The 20,233-nt window shown below is 70.3% G+C and carries 20 protein-coding genes; 10 read left to right on the top strand and 10 right to left on the bottom strand.

Translation table 11 applies throughout. The features are described from left to right. Positions 1-121 precede the first annotated feature (121 nt). From G4D85_RS02195 to G4D85_RS02215, 5 genes are all read left to right on the top strand, one after another. Positions 122-865 carry an energy transducer TonB gene (locus tag G4D85_RS02195; RefSeq protein ID WP_164007386.1) on the top strand — a complete coding sequence of 248 codons (744 nt, stop codon included), beginning with the start codon at positions 122-124 and terminating at the stop codon, positions 863-865. Between the two features lie 67 nt (positions 866-932). After that, positions 933-1,616, top strand: coding sequence for a MotA/TolQ/ExbB proton channel family protein (locus G4D85_RS02200; RefSeq protein WP_164007388.1), 684 nt, complete (start codon positions 933-935; stop codon positions 1,614-1,616). A 127-nt stretch (positions 1,617-1,743) separates the two neighbouring features. Next, complete coding sequence (locus G4D85_RS02205) at positions 1,744-2,157, top strand: ExbD/TolR family protein (protein WP_164007390.1); 414 nt, start codon at positions 1,744-1,746, stop codon at positions 2,155-2,157. After that, a complete protein-coding gene (locus G4D85_RS02210) occupies positions 2,157-2,663 on the top strand; it encodes an ExbD/TolR family protein (protein WP_164007393.1) in 507 nt (168 codons plus the stop codon). The genes G4D85_RS02205 and G4D85_RS02210 overlap by 1 nt, the downstream gene beginning before the upstream one ends. A gap of 80 nt (positions 2,664-2,743) precedes the next feature. Then, the gene (locus G4D85_RS02215) at positions 2,744-3,367 is read left to right on the top strand and encodes a DUF2378 family protein (protein WP_164007394.1); all 624 of its coding nucleotides are present in this window, start codon (positions 2,744-2,746) and stop codon (positions 3,365-3,367) included. Here the strand turns inward: G4D85_RS02215 and G4D85_RS02220 are convergent. After that, positions 3,268-3,939: a hypothetical protein gene (locus tag G4D85_RS02220; protein WP_164007396.1), complete on the bottom strand. Its 672-nt coding sequence runs from the start codon at positions 3,937-3,939 to the stop codon at positions 3,268-3,270. The genes G4D85_RS02215 and G4D85_RS02220 overlap by 100 nt on opposite strands. A gap of 195 nt (positions 3,940-4,134) precedes the next feature. Here G4D85_RS02220 and G4D85_RS02225 point away from each other — a divergent pair, with 195 nt between their 5' ends. Next, positions 4,135-5,766 (top strand): YifB family Mg chelatase-like AAA ATPase, encoded by a 1,632-nt coding sequence (locus tag G4D85_RS02225; RefSeq protein ID WP_164007398.1) that lies wholly within the window; start codon positions 4,135-4,137, stop codon positions 5,764-5,766. Between the two features lie 15 nt (positions 5,767-5,781). On the opposite strand, the gene G4D85_RS02230 is transcribed toward G4D85_RS02225, so the two are convergent. Then, entirely contained in the window at positions 5,782-7,182 is a 1,401-nt protein-coding gene (locus G4D85_RS02230; RefSeq protein ID WP_205525383.1) for an NAD(P)/FAD-dependent oxidoreductase, read from the bottom strand. 400 nt (positions 7,183-7,582) lie between these two features. Between G4D85_RS02230 and recA the strand changes: the two genes are divergently transcribed. Next, positions 7,583-8,611: a recombinase RecA gene (recA, locus tag G4D85_RS02235; RefSeq protein WP_164007400.1), complete on the top strand. Its 1,029-nt coding sequence runs from the start codon at positions 7,583-7,585 to the stop codon at positions 8,609-8,611. On the opposite strand, the gene G4D85_RS02240 is transcribed toward recA, so the two are convergent. The 4 genes from G4D85_RS02240 to pssA form a co-directional block, all read right to left on the bottom strand. Further along, positions 8,608-9,117: a DUF1285 domain-containing protein gene (locus G4D85_RS02240; protein WP_205525384.1), complete on the bottom strand. Its 510-nt coding sequence runs from the start codon at positions 9,115-9,117 to the stop codon at positions 8,608-8,610. The two genes, recA and G4D85_RS02240, sit on opposite strands and share 4 nt — an antisense overlap. Positions 9,118-9,174: 57 nt before the next feature. Further along, complete coding sequence (locus G4D85_RS02245; protein WP_240359029.1) at positions 9,175-10,875, bottom strand: hypothetical protein; 1,701 nt, start codon at positions 10,873-10,875, stop codon at positions 9,175-9,177. Beyond that, positions 10,872-12,143: a CinA family nicotinamide mononucleotide deamidase-related protein gene (locus G4D85_RS02250; protein WP_164007402.1), complete on the bottom strand. Its 1,272-nt coding sequence runs from the start codon at positions 12,141-12,143 to the stop codon at positions 10,872-10,874. Before G4D85_RS02250 ends, G4D85_RS02245 begins: the two co-directional genes overlap by 4 nt. Positions 12,144-12,215: 72 nt before the next feature. Then, positions 12,216-13,091 (bottom strand): CDP-diacylglycerol--serine O-phosphatidyltransferase, encoded by an 876-nt coding sequence (gene pssA / locus G4D85_RS02255; RefSeq protein ID WP_164007404.1) that lies wholly within the window; start codon positions 13,089-13,091, stop codon positions 12,216-12,218. A gap of 113 nt (positions 13,092-13,204) precedes the next feature. Here pssA and G4D85_RS02260 point away from each other — a divergent pair, with 113 nt between their 5' ends. Beyond that, complete coding sequence (locus G4D85_RS02260) at positions 13,205-14,323, top strand: alpha/beta fold hydrolase (RefSeq protein WP_164007406.1); 1,119 nt, start codon at positions 13,205-13,207, stop codon at positions 14,321-14,323. A gap of 124 nt (positions 14,324-14,447) precedes the next feature. Here G4D85_RS02260 and G4D85_RS02265 read toward each other — a convergent pair whose 3' ends face one another. Continuing rightward, positions 14,448-16,115 (bottom strand): right-handed parallel beta-helix repeat-containing protein, encoded by a 1,668-nt coding sequence (locus G4D85_RS02265; RefSeq protein WP_240359030.1) that lies wholly within the window; start codon positions 16,113-16,115, stop codon positions 14,448-14,450. A 328-nt stretch (positions 16,116-16,443) separates the two neighbouring features. On the opposite strand from G4D85_RS02265, the gene G4D85_RS02270 reads away from it, so the two are divergent. Beyond that, positions 16,444-16,713, top strand: coding sequence for an HU family DNA-binding protein (locus G4D85_RS02270; protein ID WP_002635502.1), 270 nt, complete (start codon positions 16,444-16,446; stop codon positions 16,711-16,713). A gap of 62 nt (positions 16,714-16,775) precedes the next feature. On the opposite strand, the gene G4D85_RS02275 is transcribed toward G4D85_RS02270, so the two are convergent. Together G4D85_RS02275 and ltaE are read right to left on the bottom strand one after the other, a co-directional pair. Further along, the gene (locus tag G4D85_RS02275; protein WP_164007410.1) at positions 16,776-17,780 is read right to left on the bottom strand and encodes a M23 family metallopeptidase; all 1,005 of its coding nucleotides are present in this window, start codon (positions 17,778-17,780) and stop codon (positions 16,776-16,778) included. Between the two features lie 111 nt (positions 17,781-17,891). After that, on the bottom strand, positions 17,892-18,917 hold the full coding sequence (ltaE, locus tag G4D85_RS02280) for a low-specificity L-threonine aldolase (protein WP_164007412.1): 1,026 nt from the start codon (positions 18,915-18,917) through the stop codon (positions 17,892-17,894). 30 nt (positions 18,918-18,947) lie between these two features. Between ltaE and nth the strand changes: the two genes are divergently transcribed. Next, positions 18,948-19,739 (top strand): endonuclease III, encoded by a 792-nt coding sequence (gene nth, locus G4D85_RS02285; RefSeq protein WP_164007414.1) that lies wholly within the window; start codon positions 18,948-18,950, stop codon positions 19,737-19,739. On the opposite strand, the gene def is transcribed toward nth, so the two are convergent. Continuing rightward, positions 19,693-20,226, bottom strand: a complete 534-nt coding sequence (gene def, locus G4D85_RS02290; RefSeq protein ID WP_164007416.1) for a peptide deformylase — start codon at positions 20,224-20,226, stop codon at positions 19,693-19,695. The two genes, nth and def, sit on opposite strands and share 47 nt — an antisense overlap. Positions 20,227-20,233 lie beyond the last annotated feature (7 nt).

Here is a 20,233-nt window from a genome sequence, read left to right on the forward strand (position 1 = left end):
CGATCACGTCAGTTCGCCTTCGACACGCCTGCTTGAACCCGGACCTCGTTTCTGTATGGTGACGCGCCCTTTCATCCGGCAGGGCGTGGCCGGTGTCCACTGGTGAAGAGGAGTCTATTTCATGTTCGATTCAGTCCTTGACCGGGGTCAGGGGCCCAAGCCGAGATTCGGCATCGGGGCCACCATCTCGGTCATCCTCCATGTAGGGCTCTTCGGCCTCGCGCTCTGGCTGTCGACACGGCCGCCTCCCGTCGAGGAGAAGGAGATCGAGGTCACGCTGAAGGCCTCCATGGCCCCGCCGCCTCCTCCCCCTCCCCCGCCGCCTCCGGCGTCTTCCTCCAAGCCCAAGACGGAGAAGAAGAAGCCCAAGAAGCCGGATCAGATCGTCCAGCCGAAGGAGGTCCCCAAAGAGGTTCCTCCAGAGGCGGAGCCGACCGAGGAGCCCCAGGAGGAGGCCAGCGAGGAGGAGGTCGAGGGTGGCGTGGAGGGTGGCGTCGCCGGCGGTGTGGTGGGCGGCGTGGTGGGTGGTGTGATTGGTGGTGTGGTGGGGGGTCAGCTGGGTGGTACGGGCACGGACGTGCTGCCCTTCGGCGCGGGTATGACGCGCCCGGAGAAGCTTTCGGGCCCCACGCCAGAGTATACGCGCGAGGCGCTGGAGGCCCGCGTGGCGGGCACCATGATCGTCAAGTGCATCGTCACGGTGGAAGGTCGGGTGGAGCGCTGCCGGATCATCAAGCCCCTGCCCCACATGGAGCGGGCCGTCCTGGACGCCCTGACGTCGTCACGTTACAAGCCGGTCACCTTCCAGGGTCGTCCGGTGCAGGTGGACTACACCTTCACGCTGAACTTCAAGCTGCCGCGCTGACCCGGCACGCCGTACCGAAGCACCGCAGACTACCCCGCGCTCGTGAGGAGGAGCGCTCAACCTAACCATGCAATTCACTCTCGCAGACATCTGGGCGCACACGGGCCTCTTTGCTCGTTGCATCATCTTTACCCTGGCCATCATGTCGGTGGCGTCGCTGGTCGTGATGGCGGAGCGGATGCTCGTCTTCCGCAAGACCCGCTCCGACAGCCGCAACTTCGCCGCGAAGATGGGGGCCATCCTGGCCAAGGGCGACCTGAACGCGGCCGCCAACACGAACCTGGGCAAGGACGTGGGTCACCTGGGCCGGGTGATCAACTCGGGCCTGACGGCGTTCCGCATCAGCCCCAACAACAAGGACGTGGCGGTGGAGTCCGTGGCCCGTGCGCTCGAGCGCCAGGCGCAGCGTGAGGTGCAGAGCATGAAGCGCGGCCTGGGCCTGCTGGCCACGGTCGGCTCCACGGCGCCCTTCGTGGGTCTGCTCGGCACGACGATGGGTATCGTCAACGCCTTCCAGCTCATGGCGGCCGCCGGCTCCGGCGGTCTGGGCACCATCTCCGCCGGTATCGCCGAGGCGCTCATCACCACGGCCTTCGGCCTGCTGGTGGCCATCCCCGCGGTGATGGCCTACAACTTCCTGCAGGGCTGGGTGGACGCCCGTTCGGTGGACATCTCCGAGTCCTCCAACGAGTTCCTGGACGTCGTGGCCCGCCACCATGGCGGCGGCGCGCACTCCTCGCACGCGGCCTGAGCCTTCACGGGCGAGCCCAGGGACGACCCGAGGCCCGCCCTTCGCGTAGGTACCGCTCCAGCCCCTGAGTGAGGGGCCGGAGCCGCCGCGCGGGGGCGGGCTCCTCCATCAGGAAGCAGGTACACGCATGGGTATGTCAGCAGGCCCCAAGGGGGGCATCAAGAGCGACATCAACGTCACGCCCCTGGTGGACGTGGTGCTGGTGCTCCTCATCATCTTCATGGTCGTCACCCCCATGCTCCAGCGCGGCAAGTCCGTGGAGCTGCCGAAGGCCACCGAAATCGAGAAGGAGGGGGGCAAAGACGCAGACCCCATCGTCCTCTCCATCACCCCGGACAAGAAGGTGTTCGTGGAGAATGACATGGTGGACGACGCGGCACTCCAGGCGAAGCTGTCTGAGGAGCTGGCGAAGGACCCGGGCAAGAAGATCCTGCTCAAGGGTGACAACACGCTCAACGTCGGCGACGTGCGCAAGGTGCTGGACGTGGCCCGCAAGTCCAAGGCGAAGCAGATCGCGCTCGGCGTAGAGGAGAAGAAGTAATGTCGGGACGCAAGCAGCGGCAGTGGGTCAAGCCCGCGACTCCGCCGAACTCCGAGATCAACGTCACGCCCCTGGTGGACGTGGTGCTCGTGCTCCTCATCATCTTCATGGTGGTGACGCCGCTCCTGGAGAAGGACATCCTGGTGCGTGTCCCCGACACGGAGGTCGAGGAGGAGCCGCAGCCTCCGGATCCGAACGACCAGCAGCTGGTGGTGCAGTTGGACAAGGACGGCGGCTACTCCATCAACACGGAGAAGATTCAGCCCGCCGACTACGTCAACCGCCTCAAGCGCATGCTGGCGGCCAAGAAGCCGGACGAGAAGATCGTCTTCTTCATGGCGGATGACGCCACCAACTACGGTCGCCTCATCGTCGCGCTGGATGGCGCGAAGGCCGCCGGGGCGAAGGTGCTCGGCATGGCCACCGAGCTGCCGCCGAACGCGGTCATCCAGGGCACCGAGGTCGACACCGGCACCGCACCGCCGGCCCCAGCGCCCGCTCCCTGAGAGCCTCCTCCCAGCAGCCTACGCGCCGGGTTGGAGTCGCGGTTCACTTCGAGAAGCTCGTCGGCTAGAGTCCACGACTCATGGCCGACGAGCTTCTCATCTTTGAGCAGACCATCGAAGCTCTGTTCCTCCGCGCGCTGAGCGGACGACTGACGCCCGAGTGCAAGGCACGACTGCGGCAGGCGGGCCTCGACGTGGACCAGAAGCTCCGGCCCGCCTACCCCTTCGAGTCGTGGATGACGTTCCTCCGCATCACCTCGGAGGAGCTCTTTCCCGGGGAGCCGCTGCCGCAGGGCACCTGGAAGCTGGGCGAGGCCTACATCGAAGGCTTCCGCGAGACGATGCTGGGGCGCGCCGTGCTGTCACTGCTGCGCGTGCTGGGCCCCCGTCGGGCGCTGATGCGCGCCACGCAGAACTTCCGCGCCGGCAACAACTACACCGAGTCCCGGCTGAAGGAGCTGGGACCCGCGCAGTTCGAGCTGTGGATGAACGAGGTGGGAGTCTTCCCCGACTTCACCGCGGGCATCATCCACGCCGGGCTGCGGGTGGCCGGAGCGCAGGACATCGTCATCGAGATGTCCGGCTACGACGGCCACGCCTGCACCTACCGCATCAACTGGAGGGAGGCCTCGGTCTCCTCGGGCGTGGCGGGCAGCGGCGACTCCAAGGCGGCCAGGAGGTCCGGGTCCATCATCTCCCTGTAGATGAACTCGGCGATGAGCCCCGTCACCATCCAGATGGGGAGGATGTAGAGCGACGTCATCTCCCAGAGGATGGCGCCCGCGTCCCCGTAGTACCAGATGCGGTAGCCGGTGAGCCGCTCGAGCAGGACGCCGGTGAAGCCCTCGAAGAGCAGGATGACGATGCCGTAGATGGCGGCGCGCAGGCCGGTGTGCTGGTACAGCATCCACCGGTAGAGCGGCTCCACGAACCAGAAGCACGCCACGCCATAGATGAGGAACATCCACAGCGAGCACTGGCCGTAGGCGGTGACGATGGGGGTGTCCCAGATGGCGTTGAGCCCCAGCCTGTCGTCCACGCGCCACTGGAACCGGAAGAGCGCCTCCAGCACGGGCACGTGCCGGGCCACCCGCACCAGGTTGTAGAAGAAGATTTCGGAGCTGAGCCCCAGCATTCCGTAGAGGCAGAAGCGGAACATCCCGAAGGCCAGCTTCATGCGCTGGCCGCGCTTCATGTCCGCTCGACGGATACGGACCGGACGACGTTGACGAGTCTCGGTGCCCACTGTGCCCTGTGCCCCCATTGCGTTCCCCACGTAGGCGGCAAGGTACCGGACTCATCCAGCCCTGGCTAGAGCACGGTTCACTAATCCGGTGCACCTGGAATCAGTGCTCCCGGCGACGGGACGGGCATCCACCGCGTGGGATTGGGCCGGGGCGTCCGACGCCTCGGGTGGGCGGCGGTACGGCCATTGCTGAAGGAGGCGGGGAGCGGCTTCGGGAGGACGGACATGCTGGCGAGGGTGAGGTCGGGGGCGTTGATGGGCATCGACGCGGTGGTGGTGGAGTGCGAGGTCGACATGGCCCTGGGCCTGCCCTACTTCAATGTGGTGGGGCAGGCGGAGGGGGCGGTGAAGGAGTCCAAGGTGCGGGTCATCTCCGCGCTGAAGAACTCGGGCTTCGAGCTGCCGCAGAAGCGAATCACGGTGAATCTGGCTCCGGCGGACCTCAAGAAGGAGGGAGCGGCCTTCGAGCTCCCCATCGCCCTGGGCGTGCTGGTGGCGGCGAAGCAGCTGGAGGAAGCGCCCCTGGCGCGCCTGCTCTTCGGTGGGGAGCTGTCCCTGGACGGCTCCGTCCGGCCCATCAAGGGGGTGCTGCCGCTGGCCGTGGCGGCGCGCAACGGGGGCTACGACGGCGTCATGGTGCCGGCCGCCAACGCGGACGAGGCGGCGCTCGTGGAGGGGCTGCGGGTGCTGCCGGTGGCCCACCTGCGCGAGGCGGTGGACCACCTGACGGGGGCCCGGCTGGTGGCGCCCCATGTCCGCGAGGGTGACGCGGAGAGGTCCGGGCAGGGCCGCTCGGCGCCGGACATGGCGGACGTGCGGGGCCAGCCGGAGTTGAAGGTGGCCCTGGAGATGGCGGCCGCTGGCGGCCACAACGTCTTGATGTGCGGACCGCCAGGCTCCGGGAAGACCATGCTGGCGCGGCGGCTGCCCGGCATCCTCCCGGAGATGACCTTCACCGAGGCCCTGGAGGTGACGAAGGTGCACTCGGTGCTGGGCCTGCTGGGAGAGGGGCACGCGCTGGTGCGCGAGCGGCCCTTCCGGGCGCCGCACCACACCCTCTCGGACGCGGGGCTGGTGGGCGGAGGACTGGCGGCGCGCCCCGGGGAGCTGTCCCTGGCGCACAACGGGGTGCTCTTCCTCGACGAGCTGCCGGAGTTCCGGAAGAACGTGCTGGAGGTGCTGCGCCAGCCCCTGGAGGAAGGCGTCATCCACCTGGCGCGGGCCAACCAGCACATCACCTACCCGTGCCGGGTGATGCTGGTGGCGGCGATGAACCCGTGCCCGTGCGGCTACTGGGGCGTCCCGAGCCGCAGCTGCACCTGTGCCCCCTACCGGCGCTTCGAGTACCACACGCGGGTGAGCGGGCCCCTGCTGGACCGCATCGACATGACCCTGCAGACACGTCCCGTGGAGTACCAGTACCTGGCACAGCCGGACTCGAACGAGCCGCCGAGTCGCTACTACCGCGAGCGGGCGGAGGCCGCGCGCGAGCGACAGCGGGCACGCTTCCGCTCCGAGCCGGGCGTGCACTGCAACGCGCAGCTCCCGCCCCACCTGCTGCGCCGCCACTGTGTCCTGAGCCCCCGCGCCGAGAACATGCTGGAGCGGGCGGTGCGCAAGTATGCGCTGTCCGCGCGTGCCCATGACCGCATCCTCAAGGTCGCCCTCACCCGCGCGGACCTGGAGGAGCACGCGCGCATCGAGGACGTGGACATCCAGCTCGCCATCGACTGCCGGATGCTGGACCGTGAGACCTGGCTGCGCGACAGCACGCAGGGCCCCCTCCCCTCTCAGCAGGAGACCCACGCCGCGCGCGCCCTGCCCTCCGGGCCGGCGAGTCCTCGCGAGGATTGCTGAAGACCCGCCGGGACGTCAGTGCGTCACGGGCGTGGTGGGCTCGGGCCGGGCGACCCTGGCCCGGGCGGCGGCCTCGAGCTCCGCCGACTGCGTGCCCCCATCTGGAAGCCGCGGGCGCGCGGACGGCGCATCCAGCCGGGGCGTGGGGCCGGTGATGATGCGGGCCGACTTGGCGAACGTCAGGTACGAGTAGGCCCAGTCGAGCAGCACCGCCAGCCGGCTGCGGAAGCCGATGAGGAAGGTGATGTGGATGAGGAGCCAGGCCGCCCAGGCGAGGAAGCCCGACTGCTTGAAGCGACGGAAGGCGATGCCCACCGCGTGTCCACGGCCAATCACCGCATACGAGCCGCGGTCCCAGTACTTGAAGGGCACCATGGCCTTGCCGGCCAACCGGTGGCGGATGTTGTGGGCCGCCTGCTTGCCCATCTGCATCGCCGCGGGCGCCACGCCGGGAACGGGATGTCCATCATCGCCCTTCACGGAGGCCAGGTCCCCGACGACGAAGATGTCGTCGTGCCCGGGCACCGTCAGCTCGGGCGTCACCAGGACGCGCCCGGCGCGGTCCAGCTCCACGCCCAGTGTGCGCGCCACCGGGGACGCGGCCACGCCCGCCGCCCACAACACCGTGCGCGCGGGGATGTGCTCCTCGCCGATGAAGACCCCCGTCTCGTTGATGTTGGTGACGCGGGCGCCCGTGCGGACCTCGACGCCCAGCTTCTCCAGCGTGCGGCGGGCCTTGAGGGACAGGTCCTCGGGGTAGACGGGCAGCACGGTATTCACCCCCTCGATGAGGATGATGCGCGCGTCTCGGGGGTCGATGTTCTGGAAGTCACCGGGCAGGGAGTGGCGGCTGATTTCCGCCAGGGCGCCCGCCAGTTCCACGCCCGTGGGGCCCGCTCCGATGATGACGAAGTTGAGCAGCGCGCGGCGGATGTCCGGGTCCGGCTCACGCTCGGCCAGCTCGAAGGCCATCAAGACGCGGCGGCGAATCTCCACCGCGTCCTCGATGGACTTCAGCCCCGGAGCGAACTGCGCCCACTGGTCATTGCCGAAGTACGAGTGCGTCGCGCCGGTGGCGATGACGAGGTAGTCGTAGTTCAGCTCGCCATCCGCCAGCAGCACGCGCTTTCCAGCCGTGTCCACACCCGTCACGTCCGCCAGCACCACGCCCACGTTGTGGGGGCCCAGCAGCCCGCGTAGGGGCGCCGCGACCTCGCTCGGACTGAGCGTTGCCGTGGCCACCTGGTACAGCAGCGGCTGGAAGAGGTGGTGGTTGTGGCGGTCCACCAAGGTGACACGCACCGGCGACTTGTACAGGTGCCTGGCGGCGTAGAGGCCAGCAAAACCTCCGCCGAGGATGACCACATGGGGCAGGTCTTCGCGTTTCGGTTTCGGGCTCACGCGAAGGAAGTTCATATCGAGCCCTCTCAAGTTCAACGCGAAGCGCCAACTTGCGAGCGGCCGGGCGAGCCCTCCCCTGGCATCACCTAGAAGAATGGATGACAACGCACCGCACCGTACAGTGGCCGACACCCGCCGCTGCTCATGTTGCGCCTGTACCCGCAGCTGACCGTGCTCCAGGTCGTCTTCCTGATGGTGTGGAGCGTGTTCTGGATGCCCCTCACCGGGCTGAGCCTGGTCCGCACCACCCTCCACCGCGCGAGACGCGGGGCCACGCTCGTGGACGCCTCCGTTCCCGCCTCTCCGAGGGAGCACGTCCCGGCACGGCCGTTGCTCACCTGCCCGTCCGATGCGCCCGGCACGTCGTGGCGCAGCACCCACTCACAGGCAGGGCGGCGAGGGAGCCGAAGACGCGATGAGCAAGCTCACGGAGAAGCTGAAGGCGGTGGCGGCGGCGGTGGCGGCAATCGAGAAGCAGTTCGGCCGGGGCTCGGTGATGACGCTCGGGGGAGATGCCCAGGAGCAGAAGGTGGCGGTCATCCCCTCGGGCTCGGTGGGCGTGGACCGGGCGCTCGGCGTGGGCGGCTACCCGCGCGGGCGCGTGGTGGAGGTCTTCGGCAACGAGTCCTCAGGCAAGACGACGTTGACGCTGCACGCGATTGCGCAGGTGCAGTCCGCGGGCGGCGTGGCGGCCTTCATCGACGCGGAGCACGCGCTGGACGTGTCCTATGCGCGCAAGCTGGGTGTGAAGGTGGAGGAGCTGCTGGTGTCCCAGCCCGACACCGGTGAGCAGGCGCTGGAAATCACCGAGCAGTTGGTGCGCTCGGGGGCGGTGGACCTCATCGTGGTGGACTCGGTGGCGGCGCTGGTGCCGAGGGCCGAAATCGAGGGGGAGATGGGCGACGCGCACATGGGCGTGCAGGCACGGCTGATGAGCCAGGCGCTGCGCAAGCTCACCGGGGCGGTGAGCCGCTCGGGCACGTGCATCATCTTCATCAACCAGATTCGCATGAAGATTGGCGTGATGTTCGGCAACCCGGAGACGACGACGGGCGGCAACGCGCTGAAGTTCTACTCCTCGGTGCGACTGGAGATCCGCCGCACGGGCAACCTCAAGGAGGGGGACGCAGTGGTGGGCTCGCGGTCGCGGGTGAAGGTGGTGAAGAACAAGATGGCACCGCCCTTCCAGGAGGCCGAGTTCGACCTGCTGTACGGCAGCGGCATCCACCGCGTGGGCGAGGTGCTCGACCTGGGCGTGGCCATGGGCCTCATCGACAAGTCGGGCAGCCACTTCAGCCTGCGCGGCGAGCGCATCGGACAGGGCCGCGAGCGCGCGGCGGAGTGGCTGCGTGAGCACCCCGACGTCCTGGAAGCGCTGGGGAAGGAGCTCACGGGCACGGTGGCCCTCCCCTGCCCTCCCGCCCCCTCGGAAGCGGCGGCCTAGGCGGACACGGGTAGCGCGTCCAGGGACACGGGGAGGGGGAGCCGATTCTGACCGGCGCACAAGAGGAGGCCCCCGTCGGGCCCCTCCTCCAGGAGCTGGCCAAGCTGGTACTGGGCATCACGCGAGAAGCGCGCCCCGGCCCGGCCATGCTTCACGCGGCAGGACAGGACACCGTCCGGCTCCACGTGCAGCGAGGAGATGTCCAGCGCCTCGGCGGTGCGGTCACTCAGCCGGATGGAGACCCGCTCGTCCGGGGTGACGTCCACCGTGCGCACCTCGTAGGCGGCTCCCTCCACCTGGACGTAGCACCAGTCATTGCCGATGCGGAGCTGGTAGCGGCCAGCGTCGTCCAGCACCAGCGAGCTGTTGAAGAGCTCGATGATTTTCGGGTGCTGGATGGGCTCGTCGTCGTGCCACCAGCGCAGGGTGGCATCGAGTCGGATGCCGCTGTCCTCGCGGGTATGCCAGCGCTTGCCGGGAGGGGGCTGTCCGGTGGGAGGTTGCATGGCCTCTCTTATGTGCGCGCGGGGCGCTGAGGATTCAAGCCCGTGGACCCCAGGCGCCTACCAGTTCCGGACAAGCTCCGTGTAGCCGCGGAAGGCCACGGCACCCCAGAAGTTCACCAGCACGCCAAGCGCCACCGCGGCCAGCACCGCGCGGTGGCGCAGGGACCAACCCCCCACGGCGAAGAGCAGGAGGAGATAGGGCGTGTAGTCGAGGCTGAAGCGGAAGCCGAACTGCATGTAGCCGGTGTTCTGGTACAGCAGGCCCGGCAGCGCACACACGGCCACGGTGAGCCATAGCGGCCAGTGCAGGCGCGGACGCGTCTTCGGGACGAGCAGGAAGACGAGCAGCGGCAGCGTCAGCAGCAGCGACAGCCCATGCGGGTCATAGGAAAGCTTCAGCGGCTCCAGCGACAGCCGCGGCAGCTTGAAGAAGGCGGCCTCCAGGTTGCGCGACAGGTATTCCCAGTTGAACAGGCCCCAGCGGTCGATGTCCGTGTTGACGCGGTTGTTGAAGAGGAAGCCATGGCCGAACTCACCGGGACGACCGAAGCGGTAGACGTTGTACGCCGCCGCGAGCAGCCCGAGGGGCGCGGCTCCCAGCGCGAACAGGCCCACCTTCCGCGCCGCGGGCTTCCAGTCCCGGCCCAGCGCCTTGAGCTGCGCCAGGCGGGACTCCGGCCCGGGGCACAGCGCCTCCAGGACGAAGAACAGGCCGGTGAAGAGCAGCGGCGCGCGAGTGAGCGTAGCCATGGAGAAGAACAGGCCGGCGAGCACCGGCCGGTGGGCGCGCACCGCGTTGCGCGCATAGAGGCAGGTGAACGCCACGCCCATGACCTCGGCGCTGAACCAGACCTCGCCGCGAATGGCGCAGTAGAAGAACAGGGTGCCGAAGGCGAGGATGAGCGCGAGTGCGATGTTCTCGTCGCGGTTGCGCGCCGTCTCGCCCTCCTTCGCCAGGAAGCGCAGCAGCGAATAGAAGAGCGCCACCGCCAGCGCGCCGACGATGACGCCGAAGGAGGTGTCGTTGAACTGGTAGCCGTGCAGCGCGACGAAGGGCAGCATCACCACTGCGGGGAAGGACGGGAAGCTCACGAACCAACGGTCGCTCGGGAGCGGCCGACCCTCGCAGCGGACCTTCTCGCCGCCCACCACCCGCACGCAGGCCCAGTCCTCCAGGTTCGGCAACACCTGCGGGTCGATGTCCAGCCGGCCGTCCAGCCACGACTGCGCCTGGTAGACGAAGTGCGGCGCCGCGCTCTGGCGCAGGAAGCGCTGCGAGCTGAAGCTGGCCAGCACCACGAAGGCCACGAGGAACAGCACCACTTCCACCCGGTAGGCGGACAGCCACACGCGCAGGATGTTGAGCGGCAGCCCTCCAGACGGGGTGGCGCCTTGCGACGGTACGGCGGAGCCACCGGCCCCGGCGGCGGGGGCACTCGTGTCGGAGCCGCCGTGCTCGGAAGCGGAGGACGTGGCGGCGGCATCGGGCCCGGAGGCGAACGTCGGTGCGGCCTGGCCACCCGGGCCGGTTGCGGCCGAGCCGGCGTGGCCTTGCTCCGAGGCGGACGTCGGCGCAGCCTTGCCGCCCGAGGCGGGTGCGTCCAGGCGAGCGTGGCCTTGCTCCGGGGCGGACGTCGGCGCGGCCTTGCCGCTCGTGTCGGCCCCGGCGGCGGGCGCCGATGCCGTGGTGCCGGACCGGCCGGGCGTTCCTGGCGCGGAGGAGGACGGACGGGGGCGCTTGGACTTGGAGCGGCTCATGGGGTGGTGGGCGCGGCGAGCAGGTGCCGCCGCAGCATTTCCAGGGTGTGGGAAGCGGCGAACAGGCGCACGCGGTCGCGGTCGCCGGAGAGGGTGATGCGGTCGCAGCGGGTGGGCATCCCCGCGCCGGCCAGCGCGCAGTACACGGTGCCTACCGGGTCCTCCGGCGTGCCACCGCCCGGACCGGCGTAGCCCGTCACCGACAGGCCATATGTGGTGCCGCAAGCGGCGCGCACGCCCTCGGCCATGGCAACGGCCGTCTCACGCGACACGGCGGTGTGGCGCTCCAGCACCTCCGGAGGGACTCCCACCCACGCGGTCTTCATCTTCTCCGCGTACACCACCGCGCCTCCGATGAAGACGCTGCTGGCGCCCGGCACCGCCGTGAGCTGCTGGGCGATGAGGCCCCCGGTGCAGCTCTCCGCCGCCGCCAGCGTGGCCCCTGCCCTTCCGAGCAGGCCCAGCAGCGCCGGGGCGTACTCCTCGGCGTCGGCGCCGAACACGTGAGCGCCCAGCACCCGCCGACAGTCCGCCTCGGCGGCGGCGAGCGCGGCGTCGGCCTGGGCCTGCGAGGGAGCCTCGGACATCAGCTTCAGGTGGTTCTCCGGCGCGTGCGTGCGGAAGCCGAACACCACCTGCGGGTGGCTCGGCGCCAGGGGCATCACCTGCAGGTCCAGCGTCGACTCACCCAGGCCCACCGTGCGCAGCAGGCGGAAGGCACGGCTCGTGCGGCCGGGCTCCGCCTCCAGCCACGTCCGGATGCGAGGCAGCACCTCGCCTTCCAGCAGGGCCTTGAACTCGCGCGGCACGCCGGGGAGGAAGAAGAGCCGGCAGCGCCCCAGGGTGAGGATGACGAGGGGCGCGGAGCCCGCCGGGTTGCGCACCGGCTCGGAGCCCTGGGGGATGCGCGCCATGCGCAGCTGCCCGGCGTTGAGGGGCGACGACATGCCCCTCTCGGCGTAGCGCTCCTTCAGCCAGCCGAGCACCCGGGCGTCCTCCTCCAGCGGCACACCCGCGGCGGCGGCGGCGCACTCGAGCGTGAAGTCGTCCGACGTGGGGCCCAGCCCCCCGGACACCACCACCACGTCGGCGCGGGAGGCCGCGGCCAGCAGCGCATGGGTGATGTCCGGCTTCACGTCCCCGACCAGCACCACGCGCTCGACCTTCACTCCCAGGTCGAAGAGGCGGGCCTCCAGGTACGTGCTGTTGGTGTCCGTGATGAGGCCGGTGACGAGCTCGTCACCGGTGCACAGCAGCTCGACGCGCATGGGCCGCGCATCCTAGCGGCAGCGGGCGGCGGCGGCACGGACTGAAGGAGCGCCGTCCGCCGCTCCGGGTTCCTACAGGTAGGCGGGGCCGTCGTTGCCCGGGCCGGCCTCGGCCTCGGAGTCCTCGTCCTCTTCGTCCTCGTCGTCGATGACGGAGGCGACAGCCACCGCGGCCACCGCGCCAGAGGCCACCTTGCGAGCCACCAGGTGGCTGCGCACCTGCACCGCGGACTCCACCAGCCCGAGCGCCAGGTACGCCCCGCAGCACGCCACCAGCACCCAGGCCGGATGGAACTGCGTGGCAATCACCACCCCGCCAAGCACCATCAGCATGAAGGCCAGCGCGCTCTTCCGATTCGGCCGCGCGTCCTTGAAGGTGCGGTAGCGCACCGTGGACACCATCAGCAGGGACAGCGCCGCCACGGCCACCGCCATGGGCACGGCCGCCGCGGCCGCCAGGGGCTCGCCCCCCGCCGCCGCGTGGTGGGAGATGATGACCGACACCAGCATTCCGGCGGCAATCGGGATGGGCAGCCCCACGAAGAAGCGGCCACCACCACCGTGCGGGTTGCGCGCCGCCAGCACGTTGAAGCGCGCCAGCCGCAGCGCGCCGCACGCGGCGAACGCGAAGGAGATGAACAGGCCCGCGAAGCCCAGGGGCGCGAGCGCCCACTTGTAGACCAGGAGGCCCGGCGCGGCCCCGAACGAGATGACGTCCGCCAGGCTGTCGAGCTGCACCCCGAAGTCGCTCTGCGTCTTCGTCAGGCGGGCCACCCGGCCGTCGAACCCGTCGAAGAACATGGCGAAGAAGATGGCCAGGGCCGCCTGGTAGAACTGCACCGGACCCGCCTCACCCGAGCAGAGGGTGATGGCGTAGAAGCCACAGAAGATGGACGTGACGGTGAAAAGGTTCGGAAGCACGAACATCAGTTTCCGCAGCTTCATCATTCCCTCGACTTCCTCTGATGCCCGTGAGTTCCGGCGGCAGGACGGCGGGTGAACGGACCTTAGCAGGGTTTTATTTGCGCCAACGTCGCCCTGGGGTCCGTTATGGAGGCGGAATGGATGCTTGGCGGTGGGGCGTGTGGGTGCTGGTCGCCGTGCTCGCCCTGGTGCTGTGGAACGTCGTATGGGTAGCAGCCGTGCGGCGGTGGTACCGCCCCCGGACGGAGCTGCCCCAGGCCCTGCGCGCCCGATGCGACGACGGCTGGGAGCTGGTCGTCCACGCGAGGCGGGCCCCGGTGCGCCGTTTCGAGGAGCCGGTGCTGCTGTGCCATGGGCTCGCGGCCAACCGGTACACCTTCGACTTCGAGCCACCCTACTCGGTAGCACACTACCTGGCCGAGGCCGGCTTCGACTGCTTCAGCGTCGAGTGGCGTGGCACCGGCCACTCGCGGGAGCCGCCCAGGGGCCGACGCTATACGGACTTCACCATCGACGACCACATCCTTCATGACGGGCCGGCGCTGCTGGAGCTGGCGCTGAAGGAGACAGGGGCGAAGCGGGCCTTCTGGCTCGGCCACTCGCTGGGGGGGCTGGTGGGCTACGGGGTGGCCCAGGGCGCTGACGGCGCGAAGCTGGCCGGGCTGCTCACCCTGGGAGCACCCGTGCACTTCAAGTCCGGGCCCCTGATGCGCTCGCTCATCGCCATGGGCGTGCGCGCCGCGTGGCCCGCGCGCTTCCGCCAGGAGTGGATGAGCGCCAGCCTCGCGCCCTTCCTCGGCTACGTCACCCTCCCCCTGTCCGATTTGCTCGTGAATCCCGAGCACATCCCTCCGCGCATCCAGCGGCAGGTCTACGCGAACATGATGTCGTCGATGAGCCGCAAGGTGCTGCTCCAGTTCCAGGACTGGATTGAGCACGACGCGTTCCGCTCGTTCGACCGCGTCACGGACTGGCGCGCGGGAATCTCCCGGCTGCAGCTGCCCCTGCTCGTCATGGGCGGCAGCTCGGACCGGCTGGCCACACAGGAGAACGTGGAGTCCCAGTTCGCGCTCGCCACCTCGCCAGACCGCACGCTGCATGTCTTCGGCAGGGACCACGGCGACAAGATGGACTACGGGCACGGGGACCTCGTCTTCGGCACCGGCGCGCCGCAGGAGGTCTACCCCGTCATCCGGGAGTGGCTGGAGCAACACGCCACGCTCCTGCCCTCCGCGTCCGTGCCGCCTCCGGCCTGAGGCCCTGTGAGAGACTGGAGCGTGACGCCTCGCTCCACCCTTTCCGCGAGTCCGCCGCAAGCGTGCCCGAGGCCACGGATGCGCGCCCCCGGGCACGGGCATCCCATGGCGCTTCCCTGAGTCGTCAGCGCGGAGCCCCGGACTCGCTGGCGGGGCGCTCGACACACGGGGCGGACAGGCCGCGCACGTCCGCCGCGCGCACGTGCTCCAGGCGCACTCGGGTGGCGCCCTTGCACTCAGTCCAGGCGAGGCCCTCGGAAAGGTCGCTCGCGCTGAGGTCGTCCACCCGTAGCTCTCCGCCTCCCATGGCGGACAGGGCGACTCCACTCTTGTGGACTTCCAGACTGGGGGCTTCCAGCTTCGCGAGCGTGTCCACCGCCACTCCCGCGCGCTGACAGCCTCGCAGGTCCGCCTCGCGCAGCACCACGCGGGCATCCTGCGCGGCCAACACGCACGCTCCCGCCACGTCGCGCACCCGCACGGCCTCCACGTCCGCGTCCACCTGACGCAGGTGCAGTCCATCCCCAGCAGCGCCGTCTCCCGAGGTCACCCCGGTGATGGAGCCGCGGCGCAGCCGCAGCTTCCCGCTCAGGGCCGACAGCCCGTACTCGGCCGAGCCGTTCACCTCGAAGCGCCGCACCTCCATGTCGCCACCCACGAACTGGAGTCCCCCGAACTCGCCGCTGTCCTTCACTCGCACGTCCTCGAGCACCCCTGTTGAGCGCACCACCCCCAGGCCCGCGCGCCGGGCGCCCTCCGAAAAGAAGCCCCGCACGTCGAGCCTCCGCGCGTTCATGGCCGAGAGCCCGTACTCGTGCCCCGTCACCCGCACGTCCTCGAGGACCAGCGTGCCGTCCACCACGGAGAAGGCCGAGCCCGTGCCCCCCTCCGCCACCGCGCGCCGCACCTCCGCGTGCCCACTGTCCACGCCTAGCGCGGACACCGGCCCGGAGAAGCGCACGTCCTCCAGCTCCACGCGGGCTCGCGTCCCCCGGATCCGCACCGCGCGCCGGTAGGGCCCGGTGAAGGTACCGCGGGTGATGCGCGCTTCCGCCACGGCGGGAAGGAGCGCCGAACCCTGGGGTGCTCGCGCTGGCGCTTCGGGGCGGGGCAGCGCCCGTGGCTCCGGTGGCACCTTTGCCTCCGCCGAGGCTCCGGGCGCTGACGCTGTCGGTGCGCCCTCCGCCGCAGTGGGCCCTGGCCCGGACGCTGGCGATGCTCCCTCCCCCGATGCTCCGGACTCAGGCTCCAGCGGCCCGCCTTCCACCAGGACTCCCGTGGTCTCGGCGACGGTGGCCACGAAGGTTCCGGACTCCACCACCAGTTGCCCGGCCTCGACCCGCACCGCGCCCGTGCGTTGGCCGGTGAAGTCCACCCGCTCCAGCCGCACCCGGCCGCCGCCCGTCACCTCCAGCCCCCAGCCTCCGCCGCGCACCGCGAGCTTCACCAGCTCCGCGTCCCGGCCCGCCCGCAGCACCGGAGCGTCCTTCCCGTCCACGGCCAGCACCGAGTCCGCTCCGTTCCCCTCCAGACGTACGCCCTCGGGCAGGGTGAAGGGCCCCGGGTACGTCCCCGGCCCCAGGTGCACCGTCAGCGGACCGGGCCGGGCCAGCGCCTCGGCCAGCGAGCGCAGGGGCCTCGCCTGCGAGCCGTCTCCGAGCCCGGGCCCGGACTCCGCCGCGTCCACCCACAGGTGGGTGCGGGTCCCCCCTGGCGGAGGCGCGTCGCGCGGCGCCGCCCTCTGACAGGTGCACAGCACGAGGATCAGCGGAAGGAACGTTGGAAAGCGCACGCGGGCGGGCACTCTAGCGCCTCCCCGCACGGGGGCGCGGGAATGCGATCAGCGGCGCCCGCCAAGTGATCATTATTCCAAAGACTTTCTTTCAAAGACGATCACCCACCGCTGTTTCAAACCTCACTGCCGGTGGAGTGTCGGAATGAGACACGAGCTGGCGACTTCTCCTCTGTACGCCCGGTGTTTCACAGAGCCAACTTTTCGTCCCGAGGCCGATTTTTCGGCCTCGGAGCGCTGCCAGCATTGACAGGGAAAAGAGCGATTTGTTACCACCGTTCGGGTTAAGGACTTTCAAGGCCAGACAACGCAAGGACGGAGGGGCGTAATGACCAAGGCAGAGCTCGTCGAGGTGGTGGCGGCGCAGACACGTCTCACCAAGAAGTCCGCGGCGCAGATCCTCGACATCGTCTTCACCAACATCGGCAAGGCGGTGAAGAAGGACGCCCGCTTCAGCTACCCCGGCTTCGGCACCTGGTCGGTGCGCTCGCGCAAGGCGCGGAAGATCCGCAACCCGCAGACGAACGAGATGATGAAGCTGAAGGCCTCGAAGACCATCGGCTTCCGGCCCGCCAAGGAGCTGAAGAACTCGCTGTAGGCCGTCCTCCCGGTACCGCTCGCGGTCGCCCCAGGGGCACCGTCAGCGGACCGGGTCTACGTTCAGGGGCGCTGACCCACCGGGCGGCGCCCCTGATTCGTTGCGGGGCCCACGGCCTCGCGACCCAGGGCCATGGGCGGCACCTCCACCGGGGACGCCTCGTCGCCGCCCAGCGCATCCAGCGGATCCAGCGGCTGGCCGTCCCGCCACAGCTCGAAGTGCAGGTGGACGCCCGTGGCCAGCCCCGTCTCACCCGCCAGGCCCAGCGCGTCGCCGCGCTCAAGGACTTCTCCCGGCTCCACCAGCACACGGGACAGGTGGCTGTAGCGCGTCACCCAGCGGCCCGCGTGCTGCACCTCCACCTGGTTGCCGTGGTCGCCATTCCACCCGGCGCGCAGCACCACGCCCCTCTCGGCGGTGTAGATGGCCTGCCCCTGGCTCGCGGCCAGGTCCACGCCCAGGTGGCGGCGGTGCTCGCCCGTCACCGGGTGCCAGCGCTGGCCGAAGAGGCTGGTGATGGAGACCGGGGCCAGCGGCCACGCGAGGCGCGGGTGCCCCTCTGCCTCCTCCGGGTGCGCCACGCGGCGCAATTCCGCCAGGAGCAACGCGAGCCGCCCCACGCGCTGCACCACCGCCTCCGCCAGCGCGCCCGGCATGTCACCGTACGCACGGCCGTCCTGCTCCAGCTCGGACTCCAGCACGCTCCGGGCCCGCCCCAGGTCGCGTAGGTCCGCTCCCCCCATCGGCCGCGCCAGGAAACCGTCCATGGCCCGGTTCATGGCCTCCCAGTTCGCCACCTGCGTCGCGGGCATCGTCCCGCCCCGGGCCACCTGCGTGCGGTAGACCCGGGCCCGCTCCGCGAACGAGGCGAGCGCGGCCTGGAGCGTCTCGGGTGTGGACAGGTACGTGTCCGGCGACACGGCGGGGGCAGGGCCGTCCACGCTTGCTGGCGCGGGCGGCTGCGAGCGCGAGGCGCCATACAGCTCCTCGAAGCTCATCTTCGGCTCCGCGCGGGGAGCGGCGCAGGCACAGGCAGTGAGGAGGAAGAGGAGGCTCGGGCGGCGCACGGCAGCGCGATTCTACCATGCCCCGCCCGGGCGCCTCCTCATGCTCCGGGAGTGGGCTCCCGGGTGTCCGGTGGTCCGCGTTTCACGCGGCGTGGAGGCAGGCGCCCCCGCTCAGGCCACGGCGCGGCGGATGCGGGCCACGGCCTCGTCGATGTCCGCGGCGGACACGTCCAGGTGGGTCACCAGCCGCAGCGAGCGCGGGCCGCCCGCGGGATTGGTCAGCACCCCCTGCGTGGCCAGCAGCGCCACCATCTCCGACGCGGGCCGCGAGAACTCCGCGAAGACCATGTTCGTCTCCACCTGCGTCGCGTCCACCTTCACGCCCGGGACTTCCGCCAGCCCCGCGGCCAGCCGGCGCGCGTTGGCGTGGTCCTCGGCGAGCCGGGCCACGTGGTGGTCCAGCGCGTACAGCGCCGCCGCCGCGAGGATGCCCGCCTGCCGCATGCCGCCCCCCAGCCGCTTGCGCAGCCGACGCGCCTCGAGGATGACGTCCGCCCGACCCGCCAGCACCGAGCCCACCGGCGCCCCCAGGCCCTTGGAGAAGCACACCGACGTCGAGTCCGTCAGCTTCGACCACGCGGACACCGGGACGCCCGCGGCCACCTCGGCGTTGAACAGGCGCGCTCCATCCAGGTGCACCGCCAGCTTCGCCCGGCGCGCCGCCTCCACCACCGCGCGGAAGCGCTCCACCGGCCACACCGAGCCGCCCCCCCGGTTGTGAGTGTTCTCCAGCGACAGCAGGCGCGTGCGCGGGGCGTGGATGTTCTCCGCGCGCACCGACTCCGTCACCTGCTCCGGCGTCAGCAGGCCGCGCTGGCCCGGCAGCGGCTGCGGCTGCACGCCCCAGAGCGCCGGCACCGCGCCGCCCTCGTACTGGATGATGTGGCTGCCCGCCTCGGTGAGGACCTCGTCGCCCTGGCGGCAGTGCACGCCGATGGCAATCTGGTTCGCCTGCGTGCCCGACGGCGTGAAGACGGCCGCCTCCAACCCGAGCCGCTCGGCCACCCGCTCCTCCAAACGGAGCACGGTGGGGTCCTCGCCGTAGACGTCGTCCGCCACCTCGGCCTCGGCGATGGCGCGGCGCATGGCGGGGGTGGGCTTCGTGACGGTGTCGGAGCGGAAGTCGATGGGCTTCATGGGTCTCTCGAAAAGGGTTGGTCCCAGCCGGTGCTTGGGCTCGCCGCAGGGGTGACATACAACGGCCGCGTGCCTCGACGTGAGACGGTGGCGGAGAAGAAGCAGCGAGCCCTGGCGGTGATGGACCGGCTGCAGGCCGACATGCCGGATGCCCGCATCGAGCTGGACTACCGGACACCCCTGGAGCTGCTGGTGGCCGTCATCCTTTCCGCGCAGTGCACGGACAAGCGCGTCAACCTCGTCACGCCCGCCCTCTTCCAGCGCTTCCCCGACGCCCGCGCCTACGCCGGAGCAGAACCCACGGACGTGGAGCCGTTCATCCGCACCTGCGGCCTCTACCGCGCCAAGGCGAAGAACATCGTCGCCGCCGCCCGGGCCCTCGTGGAGGAGCATGCCGGGCAGGTCCCCCTCCGGCGGAGCGTGCTGGAGCAGCTGCCGGGCGTGGGCCGCAAGACGGCGGGCGTGGTGTGCATACACCTGGGCGGCGACGCGGCCTTCCCCGTGGACACCCACGTGAAGCGGCTGGCGTACCGGCTCGGCTTCACCACCCAGGAGGACCCGGACAAGGTGGAGACGGACATGCAGGCCGTGCTGCCCCCGGAGCGGTGGACCCTGGGGCACCAGTTGCTGGTGTGGCACGGACGGCGGACGTGCTTCGCCCGCTCGCCCGAGTGCGGGCGCTGCGTCGTCGCGGACCTGTGCCCGAAGAAGGGCGTGCGGGCCGCGGGAAGGGGCGCGGAAGCGGAGCCTCGCGAGGCCCCGGCCGCCGGGCCCGCTACCGGGAAGCCTGCGAGCCCAGCTCGCGCTCGCGCGCGGACTTGAAGCGCTTCATCCGGTTGCGGATGAGCTCGCGCTTGAGCGTGGAGACGTGGTCCACGAAGACGGTGCCGTTGAGGTGGTCCGTCTCGTGCTGCACGGCGATGGCGAGCAGCCCGTCGCAGCGCAGCGTCTGCTCCTGGCCCTCCTCGTCGAGGAACTTCACGGTGACGATGGCGGCCCGGTCCACGTCCTCGGACTCGCCGGGGATGGACAGGCAGCCCTCCTTGTAGCTCGTCTCGCCCTCCATGCCGATGATCTCCGGGTTGATCATCGCGATGGGCTTGGACTCGGGCTGGCTGTGCGTGGTGTCCAGGACGATGACGCGCTGGAGCACACCCACCTGCGGGGCGGCGAGCCCCACACCCTCGGAGGAGTACATCGTCTCGAACATGTCCTTCACCAGGACTCGGACGGCGTCGTTCACCTTCGCCACGGGCCGGGCCTTCTGCTTCAGGACGGGGTCGGGCCAGATCAGGATCTCGCGAACCATGGGCGCC

The sequence above is a fragment of the Pyxidicoccus trucidator genome (assembly GCF_010894435.1).
GTDB classification, from domain to species: Bacteria; Myxococcota; Myxococcia; order Myxococcales; family Myxococcaceae; genus Myxococcus; species Myxococcus trucidator.

Excerpts from the sequence above, each read along its gene's own strand:
- G4D85_RS02195 (WP_164007386.1), top strand. The coding sequence starts at position 122 with ATGTTCGATTCAGTCCTTGACCGGGGTCAGGGGCCCAAGCCGAGATTC.
- G4D85_RS02200 (WP_164007388.1), top strand. The coding sequence starts at position 933 with ATGCAATTCACTCTCGCAGACATCTGGGCGCACACGGGCCTCTTTGCT.
- G4D85_RS02205 (WP_164007390.1), top strand. The coding sequence starts at position 1,744 with ATGGGTATGTCAGCAGGCCCCAAGGGGGGCATCAAGAGCGACATCAAC.
- G4D85_RS02210 (WP_164007393.1), top strand. The coding sequence starts at position 2,157 with ATGTCGGGACGCAAGCAGCGGCAGTGGGTCAAGCCCGCGACTCCGCCG.
- G4D85_RS02215 (WP_164007394.1), top strand. The coding sequence starts at position 2,744 with ATGGCCGACGAGCTTCTCATCTTTGAGCAGACCATCGAAGCTCTGTTC.
- G4D85_RS02225 (WP_164007398.1), top strand. The coding sequence starts at position 4,135 with ATGCTGGCGAGGGTGAGGTCGGGGGCGTTGATGGGCATCGACGCGGTG.
- G4D85_RS02230 (WP_205525383.1), bottom strand. The coding sequence starts at position 7,182 with ATGAACTTCCTTCGCGTGAGCCCGAAACCGAAACGCGAAGACCTGCCC.
- recA (WP_164007400.1), top strand. The coding sequence starts at position 7,583 with ATGAGCAAGCTCACGGAGAAGCTGAAGGCGGTGGCGGCGGCGGTGGCG.
- G4D85_RS02240 (WP_205525384.1), bottom strand. The coding sequence starts at position 9,117 with ATGCAACCTCCCACCGGACAGCCCCCTCCCGGCAAGCGCTGGCATACC.
- G4D85_RS02245 (WP_240359029.1), bottom strand. The coding sequence starts at position 10,875 with ATGAGCCGCTCCAAGTCCAAGCGCCCCCGTCCGTCCTCCTCCGCGCCA.
- G4D85_RS02250 (WP_164007402.1), bottom strand. The coding sequence starts at position 12,143 with ATGCGCGTCGAGCTGCTGTGCACCGGTGACGAGCTCGTCACCGGCCTC.
- pssA (WP_164007404.1), bottom strand. The coding sequence starts at position 13,091 with ATGATGAAGCTGCGGAAACTGATGTTCGTGCTTCCGAACCTTTTCACC.
- G4D85_RS02260 (WP_164007406.1), top strand. The coding sequence starts at position 13,205 with ATGGATGCTTGGCGGTGGGGCGTGTGGGTGCTGGTCGCCGTGCTCGCC.
- G4D85_RS02270 (WP_002635502.1), top strand. The coding sequence starts at position 16,444 with ATGACCAAGGCAGAGCTCGTCGAGGTGGTGGCGGCGCAGACACGTCTC.
- ltaE (WP_164007412.1), bottom strand. The coding sequence starts at position 18,917 with ATGAAGCCCATCGACTTCCGCTCCGACACCGTCACGAAGCCCACCCCC.
- def (WP_164007416.1), bottom strand. The coding sequence starts at position 20,226 with ATGGTTCGCGAGATCCTGATCTGGCCCGACCCCGTCCTGAAGCAGAAG.